General features: G+C 57.0%; 16 protein-coding genes and 4 pseudogenes. 2 read left to right on the plus strand and 18 right to left on the minus strand.

What is annotated here, in order from left to right; translation table 11 throughout:
- Together IPK65_12895 and IPK65_12900 are read left to right on the plus strand one after the other, a co-directional pair.
- On the plus strand, positions 1-164 hold a 164-nt coding region (locus IPK65_12895; protein ID MBK8163985.1), incomplete at its 5' end, for a hypothetical protein.
- A pseudogene (locus tag IPK65_12900) lies at positions 100-940 on the plus strand (FAD:protein FMN transferase). The gene IPK65_12895 and the pseudogene IPK65_12900, both read left to right, overlap by 65 nt.
- Positions 941-1,171: 231 nt before the next feature.
- Here IPK65_12900 and IPK65_12905 read toward each other — a convergent pair.
- The 18 genes and pseudogenes from IPK65_12905 to IPK65_12990 all read right to left on the minus strand — a co-directional run bounded on the left by IPK65_12905 (position 1,172) and on the right by IPK65_12990 (position 14,403).
- Positions 1,172-1,777 (minus strand): elongation factor-1 alpha, encoded by a 606-nt coding sequence (locus tag IPK65_12905; GenBank protein ID MBK8163986.1) that lies wholly within the window; start codon positions 1,775-1,777, stop codon positions 1,172-1,174.
- Between the two features lie 265 nt (positions 1,778-2,042).
- A pseudogene (locus tag IPK65_12910) lies at positions 2,043-2,302 on the minus strand (helix-turn-helix transcriptional regulator).
- Position 2,303: 1 nt separating this feature from the next.
- Entirely contained in the window at positions 2,304-2,585 is a 282-nt protein-coding gene (locus tag IPK65_12915; GenBank protein ID MBK8163987.1) for a type II toxin-antitoxin system mRNA interferase toxin, RelE/StbE family, read from the minus strand.
- A gap of 57 nt (positions 2,586-2,642) precedes the next feature.
- A pseudogene (locus IPK65_12920) lies at positions 2,643-2,863 on the minus strand (hypothetical protein).
- 253 nt (positions 2,864-3,116) lie between these two features.
- Positions 3,117-3,317, minus strand: a pseudogene (locus tag IPK65_12925) (nuclear transport factor 2 family protein).
- 739 nt (positions 3,318-4,056) lie between these two features.
- A complete protein-coding gene (locus IPK65_12930) occupies positions 4,057-4,236 on the minus strand; it encodes a hypothetical protein (GenBank protein ID MBK8163988.1) in 180 nt (59 codons plus the stop codon).
- Positions 4,237-4,389: 153 nt separating this feature from the next.
- Positions 4,390-5,022, minus strand: coding sequence for a DUF2971 domain-containing protein (locus IPK65_12935; GenBank protein MBK8163989.1), 633 nt, complete (start codon positions 5,020-5,022; stop codon positions 4,390-4,392).
- 304 nt (positions 5,023-5,326) lie between these two features.
- Entirely contained in the window at positions 5,327-6,094 is a 768-nt protein-coding gene (locus IPK65_12940; GenBank protein ID MBK8163990.1) for a pentapeptide repeat-containing protein, read from the minus strand.
- Between the two features lie 110 nt (positions 6,095-6,204).
- Entirely contained in the window at positions 6,205-7,371 is a 1,167-nt protein-coding gene (locus tag IPK65_12945) for a hypothetical protein (protein ID MBK8163991.1), read from the minus strand.
- Between the two features lie 873 nt (positions 7,372-8,244).
- A complete protein-coding gene (locus tag IPK65_12950; protein ID MBK8163992.1) occupies positions 8,245-9,288 on the minus strand; it encodes a class I SAM-dependent methyltransferase in 1,044 nt (347 codons plus the stop codon).
- A 312-nt stretch (positions 9,289-9,600) separates the two neighbouring features.
- The gene (locus IPK65_12955; protein MBK8163993.1) at positions 9,601-10,128 is read right to left on the minus strand and encodes a TIGR00645 family protein; all 528 of its coding nucleotides are present in this window, start codon (positions 10,126-10,128) and stop codon (positions 9,601-9,603) included.
- A 133-nt stretch (positions 10,129-10,261) separates the two neighbouring features.
- Positions 10,262-10,786 carry a DUF4410 domain-containing protein gene (locus tag IPK65_12960; GenBank protein ID MBK8163994.1) on the minus strand — a complete coding sequence of 175 codons (525 nt, stop codon included), beginning with the start codon at positions 10,784-10,786 and terminating at the stop codon, positions 10,262-10,264.
- A gap of 138 nt (positions 10,787-10,924) precedes the next feature.
- Complete coding sequence (locus IPK65_12965; protein MBK8163995.1) at positions 10,925-11,506, minus strand: hypothetical protein; 582 nt, start codon at positions 11,504-11,506, stop codon at positions 10,925-10,927.
- Between the two features lie 370 nt (positions 11,507-11,876).
- Complete coding sequence (locus tag IPK65_12970; protein MBK8163996.1) at positions 11,877-12,251, minus strand: DUF202 domain-containing protein; 375 nt, start codon at positions 12,249-12,251, stop codon at positions 11,877-11,879.
- Between the two features lie 35 nt (positions 12,252-12,286).
- Positions 12,287-12,712 (minus strand): phosphate-starvation-inducible PsiE family protein, encoded by a 426-nt coding sequence (locus IPK65_12975; protein MBK8163997.1) that lies wholly within the window; start codon positions 12,710-12,712, stop codon positions 12,287-12,289.
- A gap of 151 nt (positions 12,713-12,863) precedes the next feature.
- On the minus strand, positions 12,864-13,190 hold the full coding sequence (locus IPK65_12980; protein ID MBK8163998.1) for a TfoX/Sxy family protein: 327 nt from the start codon (positions 13,188-13,190) through the stop codon (positions 12,864-12,866).
- Positions 13,191-13,326: 136 nt separating this feature from the next.
- Positions 13,327-13,968: an FkbM family methyltransferase gene (locus IPK65_12985; GenBank protein MBK8163999.1), complete on the minus strand. Its 642-nt coding sequence runs from the start codon at positions 13,966-13,968 to the stop codon at positions 13,327-13,329.
- A 270-nt stretch (positions 13,969-14,238) separates the two neighbouring features.
- Positions 14,239-14,403, minus strand: coding sequence for a hypothetical protein (locus tag IPK65_12990; GenBank protein ID MBK8164000.1), 165 nt, complete (start codon positions 14,401-14,403; stop codon positions 14,239-14,241).
- Between the last annotated feature and the right edge of the window lie 75 nt (positions 14,404-14,478).

Consider the following 14,478-nt stretch of genomic DNA (forward strand, 5'->3'; position numbering starts at 1 on the left):
CCTTCATCGACCTCGGCCTCGGCCTGTCCGCCAGCATCCGGAGCGGGACCTTCGCGGGCAACCGCCTGAGCCTCGAATGGCTGGTGCCGGTGCAGAACGATTTCAACGGCCACCAGCTCGACCGCGAAGGGACACTGGTCTTCAACTGGGGCATCCATATCTGACGACCGGGCCGACTTAACACCCCGTCACCGGGAGCGGCATCGTGTGGGAAGTCATGAAGTCTACCGGCGAACCGCGACTGTTCAAATTCCCGTCCAGGGCGATGGGCTCGCCGTGCGCCGCGAGAGCGACGGCCTGTTCGACATCACCTCCGGCCTGCGCCAGGCCTGGGAACTTCCGGTCCGTTTTCCCGAGTGCGACGGGCAGATCCGGCATTGCCGCTCGACCGGATCGGCTGGCACAAGGTGCGCTGGTCGCCGCCGACGATCGGGTTCGAACCCGGCATGGAGCTCAACCTCGGCGGCATCGTCAAGGAATACGCGGTCGATCACCTCGCGACGTTGTGCCGGAACGCGGCGCGCGCCACGGCCTGGTGAATCTCGGCGGCGACATCCGCGTCATCGGTCCGCACCCGGACGAAGTCCCCTGGCGCATCGGCATAAACACCCGCGCAAGCCGGGCATCGAACCCATCGAGACCATCGCCCCGCACCAGGGCGGCGGCCGCGAGCAGCGGTGATTACGAGCGCTGCATCAGCGTCGACGGCATCCGCTATGGCCATATCCTGAATCCGAAAAACCTGTTGGCCCGTGCGGTACATGGCCGCCGTCACCGTGGTGGGAGATTTCCTGGTCGTCGCCGGCAGCGCCTCCACCATCGCGATGCTGAAGAACAGGACGGCCCGGCCTGGCTGGAAAGCCTGGGATTGCGCCATCTGTGGGTGGACGTGGAAGGGAATGTCGGCGGATCGCTGAGCCGATCAAGTGAACGCCTGTGAACCTGCGCGATGAAACCACCGATGGATTAATTCTATTGACGGGGACAGATTTCAAATCTGTCCCCGCAGCCAAATCCGTCCAACTCAGCATTAGTCCGGCCGCGGCCCTTCCGGCGGCGCGCGCAGGAACCAGAGCTGGTGGGCGCAGATCAGCCACCGCAGCGCGAAGGCGGTCCCCATCACCGCGCCGCCGGCGAACACCGTGTAGGGCGAACACCACCGACATCTTGGTCAGCCACCAGGAACCGATGTCGACGAAGATCGCGAGGAAGGCAGCGCGATCAGGATCGACTTGCGATGGCGCTGCCGGACATAGGCATGGCTGAAGATCAGGCCGAGGAATGCGAAGATGAAGGTCATGCCGAACAGATGCACGTGCGACACGCGCACCAGCGCGCCGATGGACACGCCGCCGTCTGCCGCCGTGAGCGGCCTGACCTCGGCGTAGCTCCCCAGCGAGGGATCCCTGCTGGCATGGCAGAGCTGGCACTTCGCCTGCAGGATCGGCTGGATATCCTGATTGAATTCCGCTTCGTCCGCGCCCGTGCGCACCCAAGCGATGATCTGCTGGATCTGCTCGGGGCTCGCCATGGCGACATCGGCCGCGCAGCGCCGTTCCAGCCGGCTGTTGTCCGGCGTACCGGCATAGGCGATCTGGATGTCGCGCACCGACAGGCCGGGTTTGCCGTCCGCACCCGCGTGCACCTCGAAGATCTGGATCACGGCAAACAGGTAGCCGAGGCCCAGGATCAGCAGGATCATGCTGTAGAGCACCTTGAGGTGGCGCGGCAGTTCGGAGAAGAACGGGTGGTGATAGGCGGGGCGGCTGGCGTTCATAGCGGTGGCTCACTTCAGTGGAGGCGCGGGGCTGGGCGAGCCGAGATTCTAACCGAAGCGGCGCTGATAAAACGAGTCCGCACCTGGCTTCAAGTATGTCAGTTTCGTGACAAGGGCGGAGGACCTTCGCTAATCATCAGGTGCGTGCGCATCAAGGGCTCGGAGTGAATGAACATCTCAGTCATAGAATAATTTCACCAGCTCTGGCCCCCTGATCCGCTGATAACGTTCGGCTCACGGGCCGCATGTCCCATGGAGCCGATAATTATGCCGCGGATTCCTGCTGCACATCCCATCCTGGGAATACAGGACCGCGGGATGACATTTGAGCGTTCTGGCAAGAACCTTGGCTCGCTCCACCCCAAGGCTAACTCGATCATTTTCAATAGCCGAGATAGTAGACTGCGGAATGCCGGTAATTTCAGCAAGTTCATTCTGACTTAACCCCTGCAACTCTCGAAGGATTTTCACCGACTCGCCTACCGACACTTCCACCATTTTCTTCGCTTTACGATAATCTTTCATTTCACTTGCTCCGATAATCATGTGGAGTCACGCTGACTACCTGCACCAGAACCTTTTCTCTCACCACCCGGTAAATCACACGATACTGAATATTGAGACGGGAAGATCGGTGCCCCTGCCATTCACCTCTTAGAGCTTCGTCTCTGAATCCTGAGATGGCCCTTAACCCCTCTGGGCCGCTGATTAAAACGATATCCTTCCATTTCTCGTAACGCTTGAGGATATCCATAGGAAGCGCCTCCAGTTGCTTTATGGCCTTCCTGTGCTCGTATATCTCCCACATACCTGAATTAGTATATATATCCTATATGGTATGTCAATCGCGCGGCATAACGAGTCGCTAACCGGTGCGGCGCTTTTTGCTGTGTCCGGTTGAGCGACTTGTCAGAGATTGCTCCTGGGTCTCCGTATATGCATCGAGAAGCCAGCGAATCATTTTCTGATATTGGGTATTATGCTTCGTTGCCTCGCATAAGCTTCATCATAGGAGGAATCGGAAAAATACTTTTTATATGCATCTTTCAATAAGTCTTCACAGGCTGGATCATGATTTTCAATCAACGCGGGCTTAAACCAAGACGACTCAACATTGACATCATCTGCCGGTGCCGGCTTTACCGCGCATGCCAAATAGAAGAACATCATCATGTAGTTCAGTTTCCGCATCTGTTCCTTCTTTAATTAGAGAACCGAGAGGGTCAGAGATCTACACCCGATCGCCTTGCCCGAATGTGCATGGCAGATTTTATCGGAGGTATCGAGGTCAGCGATGGTTATATCAACAACTCTGACCCCTTGATACCCGAACAACTGAACCTTCCCATACCCAATTCGGATCTTTAAACCATTGCTCATGTATCGCAATGGTTTCAGACGGGGTCGTGAAGGCATGCCCGTTTTGAACGATCGTATAAAGGGTGTCGCCTTTAGTCAGATGCGACTTGAATGCCTCAATATCTCTATTGGAAATGGATTTGAAATGCTCTTGCAGGGCTGTATCAAAATCTGGCTTCACAGGCACTCCTCCACTACAGGCAGTAAGTGTATAAATGGCAAACGCTGAGAAATCAAAAAGTCTGAGTTATTGAAACCAGATCTCTGACCAAGATGTTCATGCACTCTGACCCCTTGATCACAGACCTCTTGATCAGCTGCGCCTTATTAGGCGGGTTCTTTCCAATGCTTGATGAACAGAGAACCGAATTCAACGATTGCCAATCCGTCGCACAACAACTGCGGGTGGAATAAAACCGGCCTAGATGGCTCTCCATCAAACGAATGCAGAAAAACAAAAGATGGCCTGCCTATGTTTTCTTGCTCTGCATAAAGCTCATCAAGTTTTCCCCATTCCATAGCCTTTTATCAGTTCCAGTTTCTTGTTTTCAAGATTATTGAAGCGTCTCACCCTCTTTAGTGAATTCTGCCGGAGGAATATACAGAGGGATTCTGTGAGCCAATGCATCTCTGATAAGACTTTAGGTATTTCTCATGCCAGTCTGTGATTGTTTCTGAAGCAAGATAGTCACGAAGCGGTTTAGGAAGATGCGTGCTTGTGCTCTCGCGAAACAGACCCGTCCATGTTTTCCGCCAACATCGTCTAACAAATCATGCTGACAAACAAAAAGACCAAGCCCAATTATCAAAAATACCATAGAGATTCATGACATACGCGTGCAGATTGATCTGAACATCATAAACCACATCTCTTTGGAGCGGCTTACTGGTAGTCAGAGGAAATTCATTAAATATATTTTCTAGACATTTTTTAGGATATTCAATCTTCGTGCTGCACCATACAAAAGATGCTCTTTCACACCCACATGGCCTGTTTCTTGACCAGCCAATACGGTTTGTAACATGAGATATTGAAGGCCCTGGCATACTCTTGTGTACTCTGCATCAAATTCGCCAATCTGTTCTTCCGTGTAACCCATGGGAATTCGCCTAACGCTGCGGTTGAGCGACCGCGTGCTGCCGCATGCAGCGCGATACGAGCGCACAATGTAATGGCGCGCTCGTGGCGCACACGCGATGCCCTGCCACGGATCGCTCCAACCGCTTGTTGCTGCGCGACTCCGCAACGTTGGTTAGGTCCACCGTCGATCGTCCTTCTGTCGCGTGATCTTGAATGACCTAAACGCCGGTCGAGCCTTGAACGCCTCCACAAGATGGGAGTCGGCTCCGAGTGCGTTGCTGATGTCTGCGCGAGACTCTGTCGACTCGCAGCCAACGATTACTTGTCTCAGTTTGAGTTCGTCGGAGAAAGGAACGAAATAGAGGCCGTCCTCCTGGTCGACGAGCTGGACGTAGAGTCGATACTCGTCCTCATAACTCCAGTGCGCGAATTTCGTGTACAAGAGCTTCCGCATGAACGAACCGCTGTGAACGTTCGATGGCTTCGGAAACCGCGAGTTCAGGTAGCTCACATGCTCAAGCTTCTCATCAGCGACGTCGAAGCCCAGGCAGATCCCGCGGTGTTTCTCGCCGTAGTGAGCCCAAAGCATCGGATGACGCCACGACTTCGAGAAACAGACCAAACCGCTACCGTTTGAGAGCTCGCGCTTCGTCTCCTTAATGATCTTGCGGAAGTCCGGATCTGAGAGTTCAACTCCCAGAAACTCGAAAGGGTCGTTCAGCTCATGAATACGCGCGACCTTGAGCCGACGCTTTTGCAATGCCGAGAGCCCGAAACTCGCCGTGGTGAAGTAGTACGCGCGCACAGTCGCCTAACGCTGAAGCTGTGCGACGCAAACGAAGCGTAGCGTAGTTTGTGTCCGAACAAGCGCATTGTTGGACAGCCACAGATTCATAGCCCCAGAGCCCTCATGAGCTAGACTTTTTTCCAGTCCCACCACATGACGAACAGGTACGCTCCCCTGTTCCGTGACAACCGGCGCATGAGGACCACTGCGCTTCTTCCTTTCGCGAATAGTCCTTGACCCCACCTGTCCCTCCGCAACCTTGGCAGGGCACCTTTCCAGAGCCACTGCATTTTGGACAGGAACTTTCTGCCATAATTTCCTCCTATTTACCGGCTTTGTGTAAGAGCGCCGCACGCTGCGCATTAGTCATGCAGGCTTTATTCAGGCTGACGGCTGAAAAGTCAGTATTATCTAGTGTCGCCGCCCTAAGATCGGACCTGTCGAGCGTTGACTGTACAAGAAGTGCATTGCTGAGGTTTGATTCGTGGAAGTTTACGCGGGAGAAGTCTGAGCCGCGTAGATCAGCGCCGACAAGGTTAGCGCGACGAATAGAAGCGCCAGAAAAGTATACGCCCCGCAATTCCGCTCCGGAAAGCGTTGCTTCATCTAGTAACGCATCTCTGAAATCAGCCCCGTTCAGTTGTATCACAGGATTAGCAAGAATCAATTTAGCTTCGTAAAGAAATTGCAGAACTTGCGCCTTTCGCTTTCCATCTAATAACCGAAGCGCCGTCAGAGTACGCGTACGCGCCACCTCACGGACTGCATTTGGTCCGGTTGAATTAAATAGATCTTTTTCAATAAGTAGTTCCGAAATATAGGCAATGAACTCATCAAGTATCTCTTGTTTTTGCCTGTCGCTTTCCACTTCCTGCTCAGAACGCTTCCTTGACCCATCCAGAAGAAATGCCCCAATTGCCAGAACAAGTGGCACGATAAGCAGATCTAGCCAATCCCAAAGCGTCTTCGCAGCTACAAAATCGCCGTTCTGAAGTTGGTAACCGGCGAAGCCTGTCCAGGGATGATTGTAGCCCTCTAGAATTAGACCCAGAAGCGATACTAGAACAACTGCATAAAACAGGGTTTTCATAATCTATAATGCATGGTTACAAGGACGATGGGGGCTCAATGGCCCGTTTCACGGGCGGCGGCGCGTTAGCGACGCCGCCCCGTGGAAGCAGTGGTTAGACGGCGTTTCTATCATACCTTTCCTGCCACGAAGTTATTCACTAGCTCTTCGTATATATGATCGTTTAGCTCGAAGAAATCAAAAAGCTCCAACATTGGTGCAACAACGCTTTTTACCAACGAGACTAAATCAGTCTCTAGTTGTTGAAGCCGAACGGACAAAGATACCGCTGACTCATTCTCATGCGATGAATCACGGGCGTGAATAAGTCTATTTTGATTGGCGCAGGATAAGCGTCGCCCCTTCAGACCTACATGCCTTACGGTAACAGACACAACGCGCTGCCTGTCTTGCTGCAGCGCGGCATAAAGACGTCCGCAGTAAAGCAACGCCTCGGTTACCCGAACAATACGTGTATCAAAAAAGAGGTCTTCTGGACGACGTTCATCCTCAAAAAGCGATCCGCGCCAGTAGAAATCTCCATTGCGGCGCAAAGCCCAAAAGTCGTATGACTCTCTCCGTTCCGGAGTAACCTCTGCAACCACGCCATCCGCACGTGGGTGGGGACGAAGGTCCTCGCGAGTCAGATAGACTGCGATGGGCCAGCCAAAGGTGTGAATTGGCGCAGTCTGTGCCGCCTTGTTTAGAGCAGGTAAGGAAAATTTCTCTATTCGAGAAGCGAGAGCAAAAGACAACTCCATGTACGCGGTACGAGACGTTTTCTTCATCCCTTCATCCGCCAAAGCCCGTTGGTCCGCGAACCAGTTGCTTTCATGCGGCGCTGCGGTAGCTTCTGGCGGGGGCGCAATTATTGCGAGTCGGCGACGTATGCGTTTCTCAAGCTCCATGCGGAAACCGTCAATGTCACCCGGGTGCCAAGCAAGGATGTCGTATCCAGCAAGGTCGAAATGAATCTTGGGGCCGCCCTTCATGAAATTCTCGCTCTCTTGAAAATGATCCTCACGTACCGTGAGAATCAGATTGCGAAACTTATCCAAGCCCATCACATACCCAATTTCTAGGTAACAGTTCGGTCGTTCATGCGTAAGATCGGCAACGATGATGTCAGATGTTTCGATGAAGTCGATGATCTCCGTTTTAAGCAAGCTGCCCTTGTTGTGTTTGTCAACACGCTTTGGATCAAGGCCACAAGCAACGAGCGCTGGAACAATTGCTGACGCCGCAACATGGTCAAGCTCAGAGTTGCCGATATGCATGATTAAGAATGCTTGGGGCATGACCGCATCTTTGGAATGCCGTCTAACGTTGTGTTAAGCGGCCGAGCGACAGCGCGAGGTCCGGCGACCGAAGGGAGCGAACTTGAACACATTGTTATGTGGCATTCTCTTCTGCATTTGCTTCATCCGATGTTGGGTATGCGGTGACACTAAGTGTGATTCCGCATTCCGCGCACAATAGCAACTCGGAGGAGAGAACTCCACGCCCGCCACGAATTGCTCGGAGTCACCGACCGTAAAACTGATCGCTAACTCGGCCGAGAGATCCAGGTTAGGAAAAACAATTTTGTTGTCTTTGCATTGCACCAGGAACGAGCGGATGAGTTCTGTAAGTTCACCTGGATTCTTAGCATCCGCAACGGTCGCATTGAAGCCTGACAGTGTGTGCACACGACCATTTCGCCTTTTGTCACCCATTTTCCATTGTGTATCGCACTCAAGGGATAGTACCGTCTTAAGCGATTCGAGGGCGCTATCAGTTCCTTCGACCCTTAACGTTGCTAGATTCATTCGCTGGCGCTACAGGTTCGTTGCCACATAACAGCTAATTTGCCGGAATCGCTGATATTGATAATAGGCCGATTCCGTATAGCATGGATATTCCCTCCGCTCTTTACTGGATTCAACACCGACAATCCTACCTCATCCAATGACGAATGGTATGGATGCCGCCATTGACGAGGAGGCAATACACTGCCCAAACCCAGTAGCATGGATGCGTTATCTCTATTCTGTTAATCAATAAGTATTAATTCGAATCGCGAACCCAACATGGGTGTAAAGCACGTACGTCGCGAGAAGTGCCTGAACCACAAAAACAAAAGGCCGCCCCGATAACGGTGGCTGCCTTTATGTTTCAGTATTGCTTTGACGTCAGCGCTTGTAGCCGCTGACCATGATGAAGGGGCTCGGCGGGGCCATCTGTTCGGACTTGATGTCCTTGAAGCCGACCGCGCGCAGGATGTCTTCCATCTCGGTGGTGGAGTAGGACGAGCCCAGCACGGTGTTGATGATCTGGTTGACGCCGATCAGGGCGGCGAGCTTGGGGCCCTTTTTGTCGCCCCACAGCAGCTGCTCCTGGATCATGATGACGCCGTCCTTGTTCATGGAGTCGTAGCACTTCTTCAGCAGCTTTTTGATGTTCTCCGGCGATTCCTGGTTGGTCATCGAGGAGAGCAGCATGGCGTCGTTGCCGGTGCCGAGGCTGTCGGTGTTGTAGTCGCCGGGCAGCAGCTTCACGCGGTTGTGCATGTTGTACATGTCGACGACTTCCTTCGCGATCTTCAGGTTCTGGTCGCGGTCCATCGCCACGGCGTTCAGGCCGGGGTAGCGCTCGCAGAACTTGACCGCGAAGGTCGCGGGGCCGCAGCCGACGTCCATCAGCTGCTTCTTGCCGGTGAGGTTGAACATCGAGGTCAGCACGTCGGACTGCGACAGGGCGCGGTTGTGCATGCCCATCATGTAGTTGCGCGTCTCTTCGTCGGAGTAGGCCTGGTGCATCAGCGCCGAAGGCTTGCCGGTCTTCACCGTGTTGTAGAGACCGCCCCAGGCCTGGTACCAGTTCTCGAACATGTAGACGATGCCGCCCTGGTAGTACTTGCTGGACTCGGCGAGGAACATCTTGCTGAACTGGTTGTTGCGGAAGACGTCGCCGTCGCGGTCGAGGAAGCCGATCGAGACCAGCGCGCTCAGCAGCGCACCCAGGCAGCGGCGGTCGGACTCGGTCTCGCGGGCGAGGGTGTCGAGGTCCTTGCTCTTGTCATCCAGGATGCTGAAGATGTTCAACCGGTTGGCGGCGTGCAGGACGCAGGAGTCCCAGTACGCGGACGCCACCTGCATCACCTTCATCGGATCCATGCCTTCCGGCATGTCCCAACCCCATTCGCCGCCCTTCTTGTCGCCCTGGGAACCTGACATGGAAACCCCCTGAGAGTTTGTATGGTATCGAGACTAAGTATCGGTAAGATATTGAAAAATACCGGCAAAATATAGCGAAAAACGCCGGAATTGTCCAGCCGGCGGGCCGGACCGCGCCGCTTTCACCCGGTCCCGCGCGCGCCTAGGGCATTGCCGGGCCGGGAAAAAATCGTGGTTCCAGCCCCGCGCACCTGCCGCAGGTGCTTGCGGTTCTTAGCGACGTGCGGGCAGCGGTTCTTGAGGTCCCGGGGCTTCTGGCAGAGACAGGTCGGTCCCCGGGCGGCCCCGCGCGAGCGGGCTGCCGCCTGTCTGCTATTCGCGTTCGATGTCGCGATGGGCGTCCATCAGCGTCTTGGTCATGATGCGGTCGGTGAGCGCGATCGCGACCGACGAGACGATGAACGTGATATGGATGATGACCTGCCACTTGATGGCATGCTCGCTCATCTGCTCGGCGTTGATGAAGGTCTTCAGCAGGTGGATCGACGAGATACCGATCAGCGCCATCGACAGCTTGATCTTCATCGTCGCCGCGTTGACGTGCGCCAGCCACTCGGGCTGGTCCGGGTGCTCGCGCAGGTTGAGGCGCGACACGAAGGTCTCGTAGCCGCCGATGATGACCATGATCAGCAGGTTGGCGATCATCACCACGTCGATCAGGCCGAGCACGATCAGCATGATCTCGGTCTCGCCGATCTTGTGCGCGTCGTGCACGAGGTGCCAGAGTTCGACGCCGAACAGATAGACATAGACGGCCTGGGCGACGATCAGGCCCAGGTAGAGCGGCGCCTGCAGCCAGCGGCTCCAGAAGATGACCTCGGACAAGCCGACGTGCAACATATTGCGCGGGGGGATCGTTTTGGTTTCGCTCATGCCTTCCTCAGAGAAAAATATCCGACATCGGGGTGAAAAATTCCGTCTATCTTAATGGAATTTCCACGCCGATCCCAACTGTCGCGGACAATTAAGGTGCTCAGCCCCCCGGGGCTCCGGTCTGCTTCCAGTCCAGCAGGATACCGATCAGCGCGCCGGCGAAGCGTTCCATGGCGATATCGATGCTGCCCCAGGGCCAGTCGAAGGTGGGGGGATATTCCGGGGACTCCGCCTCCAGGTAAAACCTGCTCAGCACCTGATCGCTCGATCCGTCGATTACCGTCACGTCCGCGCCCACCTCATTGCTGCCGGCCATCTCGCCCACGGCGATGCGCAGCGGGTTGTGCACCTCGACGAAGCGCTTGACGTGGATCTCTATGACCAGGCTGCCGGTGTCGCCCGACTCTCCGGCGGCCGCGACCGACTGGAAGACCTGCTCCCCGTTCAGCTCATCGACCAGGATGAACTGCAGGGTCTCGAGGTGTCCCTGGGCCTTCGCCACGTCCGAGGTCACGCGGATCACGGCGTTGCCGTACGCCTCGAAACCGGCCGGGCGCTGCGGCTGCATGCCCGCGCATCCGGTCAGGAATATCAGAAGACCCAATACGAGGTGGGGCTTTCCCATGATGACGGCTCCGGTGATAGACGAGGATGATCTCCTGCGAGAGGGTCCATCATAGACGCGCCGGATGATGCCCGTGTTACATGACCCCGGCGCGCCTCCAGTATACGCCGCCGGCAGCCGTGCCCCAACAGCGCCAACTCACACCGCCACCACGCGCCGGCGATGGAAGATCAGCCCGATCAGCAGCGCGCAGGCGATCGCGATGGCCGCCGGGAAGAGCACGGTCGTCAGCGAGTAATGCTCCAGCGCCAGGATGACGAGGAGATTGCGCGCGGCGAACAGGCCGAAGAACAGCGGCGACTCCGAGCGCGGGAAGTGATAGGCCTTGCGCACCGTCGGCCCGAAGCCGAGCACGTCGACGAAGGTGAGGATCACCACGGCCCACAGCGGATCGGAGGTCGCGTACCACAGCGGCAGCGACCACAGCGCGAGGGTGAAGAACAGCCAGTCGAGCTTCGTGATGGTAGTGTCCGCCCTCTTTATATAGGCCAGCACGGCGATCACGATCGTGATGCCGCCCGAAATCCCGATCGGCCAGGCGCCGGCGCCGCCGCCGTCCGCGAGCTGCGCCAGGAATACCACGAAGGTCGTCGACCCCCAGATGACCCAGGAAAACACATGCGGCCTGATCTCGCCCTTCACGATCGAACGGATGTAGGGGAGAAACGCCGCCAGCGTGAGGGCTATCGCAATGGCGCTCAGGAGCTCTTTGACATGCATGACTGCGTTGTTTCGTCTCGTTTACGCGGGAAAGGGGTTTCATTGATACATCAGGTATTCGATCAGGAGATCGCCGAAGCCCCAGATGAACGTGCCGGTCGTCAGCAGGGAAAACTCCTGCACCTGTCTCAAAATTGATAGTGGGTGGAAACAGCAGGTGTCATCCCCGCGAAAGCGGGGACCCAGTGACTTTAAGCCATTGATAATCAGAGACACTGGATTCCCGCTTTCGCGGGAATGACGCATTTCTCTTTCGTTGCAAACATGCATATCCAATTATGAGGCACGCTCTGATGATATAGGCTTTTGTGCCCAGCCCCCAACCGCGGGCAATGGCGCCGGCCTGCGAACGATCAGGAAACGAACGCCATCACAGGATGCGTCCGGCGATCAGTGCGACGATCAGCAGGACGCCCAGCGCGGCGACGAGCCGGTTGACCGCCAGTCCCCACTTCGCCGCATAGCCGGGGGGAAACTCGTCCGGGTTGAGGGTTTTCAGAACGATCGCGTACTGCCGCGCGGAGTAGGCGGACAGGAACGCGCCCAGGGCGATGAAGACGATCCCGATCCAGAAGCTCAGATTCGCCTGGAGTGCATGCGTGCCCTCCGGCGCCAGCACCTCGAGCAGCAGGCCGGCGCGCTCGATGATGAAACCGAAGGCGATCAGCGCGAGGCTCGTGCGGTTCCAGGCCAGCAGCGTGCGCTCGGCGGCGAACAGCACCCTTGGGTCCTTGAGGTCGGACATCGCTGATCAGCCCGGCGTCGATGTCGGCGCGCGCATCACTTGGTCCCGCGCCCGGGCATGCGCGCGAAATGCGCGTGGCCGTATCTGAGGAGGAGGTAGGTCAGCCCCAGCAGCGCGGCGGTCGCCGCCCACTTGCCGACATCCTCGAACGTCGGCTGCTCGTTGTCCACCGGGATCAGGATGATCTCGCGCACGACGACCACCAGGGCGACCTCGATGAACACCGCCACGTCGATGGGCTGGCCGCCGAGGAACCCGATCTCGGTCTGGATCAGCTCGAGCATGGTCCACAGCAGCAGCAGGGTGCCCAGCGCGTGGATGAAGCCCGAGAAGAGGGTCCGGGCCTCGACCGCCTGGAAGATCTCCAGAAAGAAGTGGGCGGTGATCACCGCCGTGGCGACGACCAGCGCAATGCCGATGACGGCATGCCCGAGGGTCGTGGTCACGGTCAGCAGTTTCATCAGATGGCGCGTCAGCGGCGTATCGTCGGCCGGACGCGGATCCTGCGACGTCGGGTGCTCGGTCATGGATCACCTGCCCTGTAGTTGTCCGTCGTCCATACTACACAAGCGCGCGAGGATCAAAAAGACACAATGGAGCGGCGCTGCGCCCTTATTTCCGGCGCCCGCGCAGCGCGGCATCGAACGAGCGCCGGGCCCAGACCGCCGCCTCGGACAGGTCCTCCATCACCACGTCGGGCGCGCGATAGTAGGACAGCCGGGTCGGCTTGCCACGCCGCAGGTACTCGAACTGCGGCAACTGCAGTTCCCGGAAGTGCGCCGCGTTCCCGTCATCCGCTTTCAGGTACAGCGTCTCGTCGGAGACCAGGCCGAACATCAGCCCGTCGTGGTAGACGCCATAACCGCCGAACATCCTCCGCACCTCGATCGGTCCGAACTGCCGGAAGACATCCTGCAGATGGTGGATGAATTCGTTCATCGGGTTTCCGCGCAATGATCACCCGGCATCCGCCCTGAACGCCTGATGACGATGTCGTGATTCATGGATGTCCAGTATACGCCGCGGGCCAGATATTCCGGCCTCCATCGGCATATCCGCGCTGCAGGAAGATCTTCTAGGCCTCGCCGTACGCGGGACGTTCGGGTTTGGCGCCTGCCGGTGTCCGGGCGCCGGGCCGGGTTGCAATGATGTCGGAAGAGCGGAAATTCTTCAGATCGTATCCGTGGCTGCGCAGAAATTCCTCGCACTCACGCCGTATCTCCGCGCCGTGCGTCGCGAGGAAGATTCGGGGTGAAAAGGCCTCGATCACCCTGACCGCGCCTTTGAGGGCCGATACCTCCGCGCCCTCGATGTCCATCTTGATGAGGTTCGGTGGCGGGATCGTTCCGGATGCGTGCAGCTCGTCGATCGTCTTGACCTCCACCGCCAGCCTGCCGCCCGTGCTGAGCTGGCCGCGCCCGGTTCCGCCCGCGAGATCGAATTGCTCCGTCCCCGATGTGCTGGAGACGGCATACGGCAATACGGTGATATTCCCGACCCCGTTCACCTCGATATGCTTGCGAAGCGTCTTGCGATTCAGTTCCAGCGGCTCGAACGCGATGACGCGCCCATCCCCGGCGGCCTGGGCGGCCACCAGCGTGTAGTAACCGACATGCGCGCCAATATCGTAGACAACGTCACCCGGATTGATCAGGCCGATCAGGGTCGCAGTCTCGCTCTCATGATACGTGCCCCGCAGGAACCGGACACCGGTCACGACAGACCACCGATATCCCTTCAATGGCCCCGCCTTGATCGGCACGAGGATCCAGAGCAACCGGGATTTGATCCAATAGCGAAGTGACTTGAGCAGGTATGAAAGCATCGGTTTCCCTCTCGGGGTTCTCGTCATGTAATCAGAACTGGTGTCCGGGCAGGTGATTATATTCCGAATCAGCGGAGAACCGCACAAGCTCCTCGATTAACCGCGCTTGAATGAGTCCGGCGGAGTGAGGCATGGGGTCAAGAATGGGGGACTATCGGGTTATCAGCCATCGGTCGGGGCGTATGTGATTTTTCCGGCGGTGATGGACAGAAATCCGGTGGCCTGGATCGCCTTGATCACGTGCGGGATCGCCTCTTCCTCGAGGGCATCCCGGAAATGTGCCTTCAGTGCGCTCGCCAGGGTCTTTTCCGTCCTGGGGCGGGTCACCTTTGGCTCGCGCAATTTCGCGACGAAGATCTCTGCTATCTCTGATACGCGGCGGCGTGTCCGGTTGAACGATGG

The organism is Gammaproteobacteria bacterium (assembly GCA_016712635.1).
Taxonomy (GTDB): domain Bacteria; phylum Pseudomonadota; class Gammaproteobacteria; order SZUA-140; family SZUA-140; genus JADJWH01.